The sequence below is a fragment of the Aquabacterium sp. genome (genome assembly GCF_014378415.1).
Classification (GTDB): domain Bacteria; phylum Pseudomonadota; class Gammaproteobacteria; order Burkholderiales; family Burkholderiaceae_C; genus Aquabacterium.
The window spans coordinates 1-10053 of the sequence record NZ_JACMNS010000013.1; the positions used below are offsets into that span (position 1 = coordinate 1).

Consider the following 10053-nt stretch of genomic DNA (forward strand, 5'->3'; position numbering starts at 1 on the left):
ACCAAGTCGGCCAAGTCCACCAGATCGGCCTTGTCAACCTCGATCAGGCGCAGGCCTTTTTCAGCGAACTCGTTCAGGCCCGCCCTGACGAGCGAGGACTTGCCGGTGCCACGCGCGCCGGTCAGCAACACGTTGTTGGCGGTGCGGCCGGCCACAAACTGCGCCAGGTTGCGGGTGAAGCGCTCTTTTTGCGTGTTCACCTCTTGCAGATCGGACAGCTGCATGCGGCCGATGTGGCGGATCGGCTCCAGCGTCGCGCCACCACTGCTGCGCTTGCGGTAGCGCCAGGCCACGGCCGAGGCCCAGTCGGGCTCGCTCAAGGGGTGGGGTAAAACGTTTTCGAGCCGGGCCATCAGTTGTTCGGCGCGGCTGATCAAATGGGTCAGGTCGGGCGTGCTCATGGCGCTCAGTGTAGAGGCAGGCTGACGGCGTTCAGGCCAGCAGTTGCTTCAGCGTGGCGTCGAGGTGCTCGGTCGGCAAACGCTTGAAGCCCGTGCGCGTGAAACGGTGCAGGCGGCCCAGCACCACGCTGATGGCCAGCGATGCGCCCGCTTGCCCATCCACCGTGGGCGTCGAGGATGCGTGCGCTTCGGCCCGAACCTTGTAGCTCTGGCGCAGCAAGGACTCCAGCCGCTCGAACACCTGGTTCATGCGCGCGACCAGGCGGTCGTGTTCAAACACCAGGGCATCGCCCACCATTACACGGGCCATGCCGGGGTTTTTTTCAGCGAACTGCAGCACCAGGCTCAGCATGCGCGTGATCTGCACCGAAGGGTCGGCTTCGCGCTCCATGATCTGGTTGGCCAGGGTGAACAGGCTTTGCTCGATGAACTCGATCAGGCCTTCGAACATCTGGGCCTTGCTGGCGAAGTGCCGGTACAAGGCCGCTTCGCTGACCTCCAGGCGCGCCGCCAGTGCCGCCGTGGTGATGCGGTCGGCGCCGGGTTGCTCCAGCATGGTGGCCAAGGCCTGCAGGATCTGCACGCGGCGCTCGCCCGGCTTGGGGCGTTTACGGGGAGCAGGCTCGACAGCCGCAGGGATGAGTTCGTCGTTCATCAGGGGCCGGGGATGAAAACCGCGTGAAGTGCACGCAGCCGGCGGATTCTGGCACACACCCAGGCGGGTCGGCTGTGGAGGTGTGCACCTGCCTCGGGGCCATGCGGGTTGTGCTTGAGGTAGCTTTGCATCCACACCGTGCGCAGGTGCGCGGCGCGGGCGGTTTTCAAATTGGCCAGGGTGTCTTCGATGAGCACGCAGCGGTGGGCGGGCAAACGGTGGCGGGCGAGCACCACGCGCAGCATGCGGGCATCGGGTTTGGGCCGCAGGTCGCCGAACACGCGCATGCCTTCGATCGAGATGATGCCTTCGAAGCAACTGGCCAGGTCCAGCGCGGTGACCACGCGTTTGGCGTAGTCGGCCGGGGCGTTGGTGAGGATGAATTTGCGGCCGGGCAATCGCTTGAGCGCGGCGCGGTCGCAGGCGGGCATGCGCAGATGGGCTTCCAGGCCGGGCAGTTGGTGGGTTTGCGCCAGGAAGTGCGCGGCACGGATGCCATGGTGCTTTTCCAGGCCCAGCAGGGTGGCCCCGTAACGGCGCCAGTAATGGACCCGCAAGTCATTGGCTTCTTGGCGCGGCAGGCCCAGGTGCTGCACGATGTAGTCGGTCATCGCGCCACTGAGGCGGCTGAACACGGCGCTGGACGCGTCGTGCAGGGTGTTGTCCAGGTCGAACAACCAGATGGGGGGCTGCTGTTTTGAGTGGTGTTGCTTCACGGGGCCAGTGTAGTGAGTGTTTGCCGCCGCCTGATAAAATGCGATCCAGCCCCCTGTACATTGCACGCATGAAAAACATCGGCACATCCTGCAAAGTGGCCATGGTCATCGCGGCGTCAACCGCCATGCCAACCCATGCCGAGACGGTAACGGCAGCCACCGTGCTGCGCTGCCAAGTGCGCTACGCCAGCGAGACCATCCACCTCGAAGCCCGCCCCGTGGCCGATCCCTACACCGTCGCCTCACAAGACATCGGCCAGCGCTTTCGCTTCAAGGCAGTCGTGGTGGGCAACGATCAACAAGTGGACTACATCGCCCTGTACGCCTACGACATGGAGATGCCCGGCGCGCCCCTGCTGATCCACGAGGTGGTGCACCAACCGCCGTTTTCCAGCCACTCAACGGTGCCGGGCCTGACCGGCTGGAACCATGTCTATTCCGCGCGCCTGGGCCGCGAGATGGTCTACGGCTGCGCACTGACCCACAAGGCCGCACCATGATGATCACAATGCGCCGCCGGCTGACCGCCCTGCTGATGAGCGCAAGCACCTTGTGCTCAGCGGCGGCCCACGCCGAGCCCACCGTGGCCATCGTGTTCATGGGCGACGTGATGCTGGCCGACCACCCCGGTCAACGGATCAAGCAGGGCCGCAACCCCTTCGCGCCCTTTGCCAGCATCCTGGACAGCGCCGATGTGCGCGTGGCCAACCTGGAGTGCGTGATCGCGCAAGGCGGAAAAGCCGAAGACAAGCCCTACACCTTTCGGGCCCACCCGCGCGTTTTGAAGCTGCTCACACGGCACGTGGACGCGGTGTCCGTGGCCAACAACCACTCTGGCGATTTTGGCCGCACGGCCTTTGCCGAGATGCTGGGCCGGCTGGACCACGCCAAGCTGCCCTTCTTTGGCGGTGGCCGAGACTTGAGCCAGGCGCACACCCCGTTGCTGATCGAACGCAAGGGCCTGCGCATCGCCTTGCTGGGTTACGACGAGTTTTTTCCACGCAGCTATGAAGCCGGCGACCGACACCCCGGCGTGGCCTGGAGCGAAGACGAGCAAGTGGTGCTGGACATCCGTCGCGCCCGCGCCGTGCACCGCGCCGACATCGTCATCCCCTTCATGCACTGGGGCGAGGAACACCAGCCACGGGCCAATGAGCGCCAACGCGAACTCGCCCGGCTGATGATCGACGCGGGCGCCGATGCCGTGGTGGGCACGCACCCTCACGTCACACAGGACATCGAGCTGTACAAGGGCAAGCCCATCGTCTACAGCCTGGGCAATTTCATCTTTGATGGCTTTGACGATGCCGACAACAACACCGCCTGGGTGCTGCGTCTGAATGTGGACCGCACTGGGGTGCGCGATGCGCACATCCAGGTGGGCCGAATCGACCGGCATGGCACGCCGTACCCCACAGGCTCGCCGATCCCGATCGACCTGAAAGCAACAGCCCTAGCAGCGCCCTCGCCTTGATCGATCGAAGCAACCGGTCAGTGCGAGCGGATCATCGTGCCGAAGGCTTGTTCGGTCAGGATTTCCAGCAGCAAGGCGTGGGGCACACGGCCGTCGATGATGTGCACGGCATGCACACCGCTCTTGGCCGCGTCCAGCGCCGACTGGATCTTGGGCAGCATGCCGCCCGAGATGGTGCCGTCGGCGAACAGCTCGTCGATCTCGCGGGCTGACAGGTCAGTCATCAGCTCGCCCTGCTTGTTCAGCACGCCAGGCGTGTTGGTCAGCAGCACCAGCTTTTCGGCTTTGAGGACCTCGGCCAGCTTGCCGGCCACCACGTCGGCGTTGATGTTGTAGCTCTCGTTCTCGTCGCCAAAACCAATGGGGCTGATGACGGGGATGAACTGGTCGTCTTGCAGGGCTTTGACCACGCTGGGGTCGATGCTGACGATGTCGCCCACGTGGCCCACATCGTGTTCCTTACTGGGGTCGTTGCGGTCTTTCAGGCGCAACTTGCGGGCGCGGATCAAACCGCCGTCGCGGCCCGTCAGGCCCACGGCCTTGCCGCCGGCATGGTTGATCAAACCGACAATGTCTTGCTGCACTTCACCAGCCAGCACCCATTCGACCACCTCCATGGTCTCTTCGTCGGTGACCCGCATGCCCTGCACGAACTCACCCTTCTTGCCGATCTTGTTGAGCGCGTCGTCAATTTGCGGACCGCCGCCGTGCACCACCACCGGGTTCAGGCCCACCAGCTTGAGCAGCACCACGTCTTCGGCAAAGTCGGCCTGCAGGGCGGGGTCGGTCATGGCGTTGCCGCCGTATTTGATGACGATGGTCTTGCCATGGAACTTGCGGATGTAGGGCAAGGCCTGCGCGAGGATTTCGGCCTTGTCACGGGGCGAAATGTTGGCAAAGGTGTCGGGCGGATCGGTGGGCAAGGCGGTCATGGCGGCGCGCAGTTCTTGTAACGAGCAAAGCGCTTATTTTAGGGACACTGCGCGGGCTGTTGATAAAAAACTTGTCAACCTGATGGTCGGCCCGCGCGTCTAAGGAGGGCGGGGTCCGCGCTTTGGCGCGCCTCGGGTCATACTGGACACCGTTGTGTTCGCCAAGGAGCCCTCTGTGAAGAAGTCATTGTTCGCCACCACCGCCGCCCTGATCGTGGGCTTGAGCCTGTCGGCCTCGGCCCTGGCCGTGGACGGCGAAGTCAAGAAAATCGATGCCGACACCGGCAAAATCACCCTCAAGCACGGCGAGATCAAGAGCCTGGACCTGCCGGCCATGCAGATGGCCTTTCGGGTGGCCAATCCAGCTTGGCTCAAGGCCGTGCAGGTGGGCGACAAGGTGAACTTCACAGCCGACAAGGTAGGTGGCCAGTTCACCATCACCACACTCGAAGTCAAGAAGTGACGTAAAAAAGCCCCGGGGGCTTTCACCGCCGGGGCTCGTCATCCATCAGTCCTCCCTGGACGTTTTCTTGATGACAGCGTTGGATCGTCGCGATTGGTATCCATGTGTTTTGTTTCGCGATTAGCTCGATGTTAATGTCGCAAGTCACGGATTGACCCAGTTGCGGGAACAAAATCGTTACAAAATGCATCCCATGAACATGGGATGGCGCATGGTGAAAATTACACCACCCAAAGCATGAAAGCGGTCAGGGTGATGTAGCGGGCGAACTTGCCCACCGCCATGCAGGCCACACAAGGCCAGAAGGGCAGCCTGAGCCAACCTGCCACCGCGCACAGGGGGTCGCCCACGATGGGCAACCACGACAGCAGGCAGGCCTTGGCGCCAAAGCGTTGCAGCCAGCGCAGGGCCCAGGTGTTGGTGTTGGCCGGGTGGTGGGTCACCTTCTCGGTGCCACGGCGCGCCCACCAACCCATCCACCAAGTCACGATGCCCCCCAGGGTGTTGCCCAAGGTGGCGATCAGCACCGCAGGCCAGAACAACTCAGGGTTGAGCTTGATCAGTGCAAAGACGGCCGGCTCGGAACCCAAAGGCAGCAGCGTGGCCGACACGAAGGCCACCACGAACACCGCGCTCAAACCCACCTGGGGCAAAGCGAACCACTGCAAAAGCGAAGAAACCCCCGCGACCATCCAAGCTTCCATGCCGGGATTGTCGGGGGGTTTCAGATCCGGCGTCGGATCAGGGCATCAGGGCTCAGCGGCGGCGACGCACCCACACCATCACGGCCAAGCCAGCGCCCAGCAAGGCGATGGATTCGGGCTCAGGCACGGCCTGAACATAGTTCGTCATGTCGCCAAGACCGGATTTGTAGGCGTGCAGCACGCCCGGAATGGCGGTGTAGCCCGCGAAGTTGGTACCCCCCGCCAATGCGGCACCCACCACCCCGTTGCTGCCAATCGATTTGCAGTTGTTGAAGGTGCCGATGTCGCACTGGATGCGCGTTACCGTGCCGACCCCCGGCTTGATGAACACCTCGAACTGCTCGCCCACCGGGTTCTGGGTGATTGAATAGTCGTTGTCAGTGCCAGCCAACAGCATGTATGTGCCATCAGCCAATTTCGGTCCAATGGTCCAGCCCTCCCACTTTTCAGGCGACACATTGCCCAGCTCCGACAAGGTGTCGGCGGCCAGATCAACCACGGGCGTGGCGGTCTTGCTCACCGCGGTGAAGCTGGCACCGGGTGCGTTCAGGTCGATGCCGCTGACATCCGTGGCGCCATCGATGTCGATCCGGTACACCTTTTTGTTGGGCGAAGCCAGGTTGGCCTCAGGCACGCCCACGCCACGATTGTTGCGCTCCAGCACATCGAACTCGTGGTCATTGATGGCCACGAGGGCAGAGATGCCACGCCCCTGGTTGCTGCCTTCCATCTTGTAGGCGTACTGGCCAAGGGCAGCACCCGTGTTCAAGTCAAACTTGACGATGCGGTTGTACACGCCATCGCCGCCACCCTCGTCAAGCATGGCGCTTTGCAGCATGGCGAAGGCGAACTGCCCATTCGGGCTGACCGCCAGGCCTTCAAAGCCGCGGTTGGTGCGCTTGCCAGCGGTGTTGCCGATATCGCCGGCATGGTTGGCCACGCCGGTGCCTGCGTTGCGTGGGATCAGGTTGCTGGGGGTGCTGAGCGTGCGCAACAGCTGGCCTGACCGGTTGAACTCGTACAGCGAGGGGCCGTATTCGTCAGACACTAGGAAATTGCCACTGCGCGGGTTGATCACAAAGCCTTCCGGGTCGAAAGAGCGGCCCAAAGTGCTGTTGGGATTGGGCGCAATGCCGTTGAATGCCTGGCCCGAAGCGTTGGTGAACTTGACGGTCTGGACCACCTGGAAGTTGGAGATGGCCCCCGTGGTGGCATTGACGTCCAGGGTGAAACGCTGAACGCGCGTGTCATAGCTGAGCGTGCCGCCACCGGGGCCACGGTCTGACAAGCCCCACCATTCGCTGCGGTTGGCGTCGTAGTACAAGTCCGAGAAATAGCCCATGCGGCCATCGTTGACCGAAGTACCCCCCGAGACATCAAGGGCTGATCCCGACAAAGCCAGGCCATTGACGAAGGTGGCCGCGGCTTGGGCGGGCGCGCTCAGAACCAGGCCGGCGGCCAAGGCGGCAACCAGGGCAAAAGTGGTGGATTTCATAAAGCAACTCTCCAGAACAACATGAAAAAATGATGTTCAGGCTAGGTCGCCACGGTGACAGTTTCGTGTCAACGCGCCCCGCATTCAAGGGGCTGGCATGCCGCCAACCCCTTTCAACAAGCTACACCACCAAAGCTCAGCCTTGACGGCGACGGCGCGAGGCCATGAAGCCGACCGCGCCCATGCCCGCGAGCATCAGGGCCACCGGGCCAGGCTCGGGCACGGCCGCCACGTTCACGACACCACCCACATAGGTCACGCTGACGGCGTTGCTGAACTCATCACCAAAGGGGAAGGAAGGCGACTCGCTCAAAGTGATGCCCGAGGTGCCCGAACCAATGGCCTTGAACTTCAAGGTCGAGGTCAGGAAGTCGCCCTTGATGGGTGCCGAGAACGTGTTGAAGAACACGTCGCTCACGGTGCCGCCCACCTTGGTGCCCTTGTCCACCAGGAACTCCCAGCTGGCCGGGAAGGTGATGTCGTCCAACTGGAGGATGCTGGCGTCAAAGGCAATGTTGTAGCCGCCACCGAAGATTTTGTCGGGGAAGCCCGTGGCCAACAAGTCCACGGTGAAGATGTCGCCGATGTGGACACTGGTGACCGAAGGGCTGACCGAGACGGTCTGGGCTTGCGCAGCGAAGGCGGCCAGGGTAACGGCAGCGGCGATGAGGGTTTGGTTCAGTTTCATGAAGATTCCTTGAAGTAAAGATCAGAGAACAGGGTTGAGGAAAGGGTTACTTGGCAGCGGCCATGGGCAGGTGCCAGGCGGAAGGGCCAGGGGCCTTGCCGAACAGCTTGCTGAAGCGGCTGACATCCAGGGCGTTGACCAGGCCGTCACCGTTCAAGTCACCCGCCACACCACGCTTGCCGAACTGGCCACGCATGGTCGACAGGTCCAGGGAGTTGACGAAGCCGTCGTTGTTCAGGTCGGCATCGCAAGCGTTGCCATAACCGTCACCGTCGGTGTCCTGCTGCTCTTTGTTGGGCACGGCCACGCAGTTGTCGCTGCTGTCGGGCACGCCGTCGCCATCGCTGTCGGTTTCAATGACTGCGGCCTGTGTGCTGGCACCATCGGGCGAGGCCACGCGCACCAGCACGTTGTCACCCTTGAAGCCATCGCCCAGGTCGATCTCGCCCACGCCATCGGCGTTGAGCAAGCCACGGCCCAGTTCAAGGCCCGTCTTGGGTTCGAACGCCACCACGGTGACCCACTCAGGTGGCACCAGCTCGGGCGGGCAGGTCAGGCAACCGGGTTGCACGGGCACCTTGATCTTCACCAGCGTTTGCTCCAGGGTGAAGATGGGTGGGCCGAACTTCCACGGCGGGCTGACACGCAGCTTGACGGTGGGGTCACCCAACAGGTTGTAGATGTTGAGTTCCTGACGCAGGTTGACGATGGCCGGGCGGCTGCCGCCGCTGTCCAGCGGGTGCCGGTTGCCTTGCGCGCCAGAACTCACATCGGAGATGTAGGTCTTGGCGTAGTTCAGCAAGTCACCCAGGCGCTGAATGGAGCTGCCCGTGCCGAAGGTGGGGACCAAGCCCGGGAACACACCGTCGAACAAGCCCAGGGTGAAGTGGTTGTTGTCGGTGGTGCTGCTGGAGCGCGAATCACCAATCACCGCCAGGGCGCCATCGGCCTTGCGCAGGAAGGCTTCGGCCCAGTAGGTGCTGCCCACGTTCGGGCCATAGCCGGCGCCAATCCTGTTGGCGACCAAGTCGACGGTTTCGTTGTCGAAGATACCGCTGGCGCAGTTGATGCTGAACACCACCGGGAACTTGTTATTGGTCACCGAGACCAGGCCCAGGTCGCCCGTCTGGAAGGATGGATCACCCCAGCCGGTCCACCAGCCGTGGTCGCGGTGGTAGACCAACGACGAGCCTTGATTGATGGCCGCAGCGATGTCGTTGCGGTCGGCATCCCACGCAAAACCGGGCTTCTTCAGTGCCGCCGGGATGGCCGCGCCGCTGTTGTAGAAGGAGGGGTTGGACGAGGCCGGTGCCGTGTACAGGCGGGCCACGCTGTAACCCTTGCCCACCGCATGGTTGCGCACCATCTCGCTGGTTTCCACGAACCAGCGTGCATCGGTGGCGCCAGAGCTCTGGAAGTAGGAGGCAAAGGTCAGGCGGCTGTAGAAGTCCTGGCCGAAGATGGGGTTGGGCGGGGGCGAGTTCTCAAACGCCATCACCTTGGAGACGATGGTGTTGGCCTGCGCCAGCGAGTCCACCGGGAAGCGGCCAATGCCAAAAGGTGGGATGGTGGTGGCGGTGGCGCCTGCCAGGAACTGGCCGTACCACATGTCACCCGCGTTGCGCGCGGTGTCCCAGATGTTCTGCTGGTCATAGTGGGTGGGCACGAACTCGGCATCGCCCATGAACAGCACCCACTTCGGACGGATCAGGTGCGTGTTGTAGTAGTTGGCGATCCAGTTGCGGATTTGCGCCTCGGTGGCACTGGGGCCAGCACCGGTGATGTCCGCCGTGGTGACCACGCGGGTCGAGATGCCCAGCGCTTGCTTGTGCGCCTTGAGAGTGTCGGCCGCTGGCTTGAAGTTGGGGTGCGTGACGATCAGGAAACGGGCCCCGAAAATGGCGGGGTTGATGACGATGGGGGGGGCGCAACGCAGCTTGCTGGCCAGATCCTTGTTGATCGTGAACTGCAGGGCAGGCAGGGGCAGTTGCTCGATGCGCTGATCGATGCCATCAAAGCCCAGAGCCCGTGTGCCGAGCACGCCCTTGAGCTTGAGTCGGTCGTAGATGAAGCAGTTGCCTGGGTGCTTGATGGTGACCAGGTAGCTGGGGTAGTAGGTGATCAGTTGCTCAGCCGGGTTGTAGCCGTAGGGCGAGAGGCGGTAGCCATTCACACTGGCATCGCCCTTGAACACGGGCAAGGTGCCTTGGTCTTGACCGGGCGTCTTGAAGCCCTTGGACCAGCGGTCAGCGTTGAACTCAAACTTGGGCAGCTCCTGGAAGCCCTCGCGGCTGTTGTCAGGCGGCTGAACGGGGTACAGGCGCGCTTGCTGGCGCTTGATGGAACCTTCGGGCGTGATCTCCACCGTGGACGAGCCGTCCTTCGCATCCACCGGCAAGGCCAGCGAGAAGCCGCTCAAGGGCACTTCGGGCAAACCAACTTCGCGGATGTCGTTGATGGCGCCGCCACCGTTGGCCAGCGAGAAGCGCTGGAACACGCCACTGGGCGTTTCCACGCTGTCCAGC

11 protein-coding genes are annotated in these 10053 nt (G+C 63.0%); 3 read left to right on the forward strand and 8 right to left on the reverse strand.

Features of this window, described 5'->3' with window-relative positions:
• From H7225_RS01720 to H7225_RS01730, 3 genes are all read right to left on the reverse strand, one after another.
• A partial coding sequence (locus H7225_RS01720) for a DUF815 domain-containing protein (RefSeq protein ID WP_290658946.1) occupies positions 1-401 on the reverse strand: 401 nt, incomplete at its 3' end.
• 31 nt (positions 402-432) lie between these two features.
• A complete protein-coding gene (slmA, locus tag H7225_RS01725; RefSeq protein ID WP_290658947.1) occupies positions 433-1056 on the reverse strand; it encodes a nucleoid occlusion factor SlmA in 624 nt (207 codons plus the stop codon).
• The gene (locus H7225_RS01730) at positions 1056-1772 is read right to left on the reverse strand and encodes a pyrimidine 5'-nucleotidase (protein ID WP_290658949.1); all 717 of its coding nucleotides are present in this window, start codon (positions 1770-1772) and stop codon (positions 1056-1058) included. Before H7225_RS01730 ends, slmA begins: the two co-directional genes overlap by 1 nt.
• A 38-nt stretch (positions 1773-1810) precedes the next feature.
• Between H7225_RS01730 and H7225_RS01735 the strand changes: the two genes are divergently transcribed.
• A complete protein-coding gene (locus H7225_RS01735; RefSeq protein WP_290658951.1) occupies positions 1811-2272 on the forward strand; it encodes a hypothetical protein in 462 nt (153 codons plus the stop codon).
• A complete protein-coding gene (locus tag H7225_RS01740; protein ID WP_290658953.1) occupies positions 2269-3246 on the forward strand; it encodes a CapA family protein in 978 nt (325 codons plus the stop codon). The genes H7225_RS01735 and H7225_RS01740 overlap by 4 nt, the downstream gene beginning before the upstream one ends.
• Before the next feature lie 17 nt (positions 3247-3263).
• Here the strand turns inward: H7225_RS01740 and argB are convergent, their stop codons facing one another.
• Positions 3264-4178: an acetylglutamate kinase gene (argB, locus tag H7225_RS01745; protein WP_290658955.1), complete on the reverse strand. Its 915-nt coding sequence runs from the start codon at positions 4176-4178 to the stop codon at positions 3264-3266.
• A 175-nt stretch (positions 4179-4353) separates the two neighbouring features.
• Between argB and H7225_RS01750 the strand changes: the two genes are divergently transcribed.
• Positions 4354-4641, forward strand: a complete 288-nt coding sequence (locus tag H7225_RS01750) for a copper-binding protein (RefSeq protein WP_290658957.1) — start codon at positions 4354-4356, stop codon at positions 4639-4641.
• A gap of 221 nt (positions 4642-4862) precedes the next feature.
• On the opposite strand, the gene H7225_RS01755 is transcribed toward H7225_RS01750, so the two are convergent.
• The 4 genes from H7225_RS01755 to H7225_RS01770 form a co-directional block, all read right to left on the reverse strand.
• Complete coding sequence (locus H7225_RS01755; RefSeq protein ID WP_290658959.1) at positions 4863-5345, reverse strand: YqaA family protein; 483 nt, start codon at positions 5343-5345, stop codon at positions 4863-4865.
• Between the two features lie 52 nt (positions 5346-5397).
• On the reverse strand, positions 5398-6840 hold the full coding sequence (locus H7225_RS01760) for an esterase-like activity of phytase family protein (protein ID WP_290658960.1): 1443 nt from the start codon (positions 6838-6840) through the stop codon (positions 5398-5400).
• A 136-nt stretch (positions 6841-6976) separates the two neighbouring features.
• Entirely contained in the window at positions 6977-7528 is a 552-nt protein-coding gene (locus H7225_RS01765; protein WP_290658961.1) for a PEP-CTERM sorting domain-containing protein, read from the reverse strand.
• A gap of 46 nt (positions 7529-7574) precedes the next feature.
• The coding region (locus H7225_RS01770) for a C25 family cysteine peptidase (protein ID WP_290658963.1) at positions 7575-10053 on the reverse strand (2479 nt) is incomplete at its 5' end.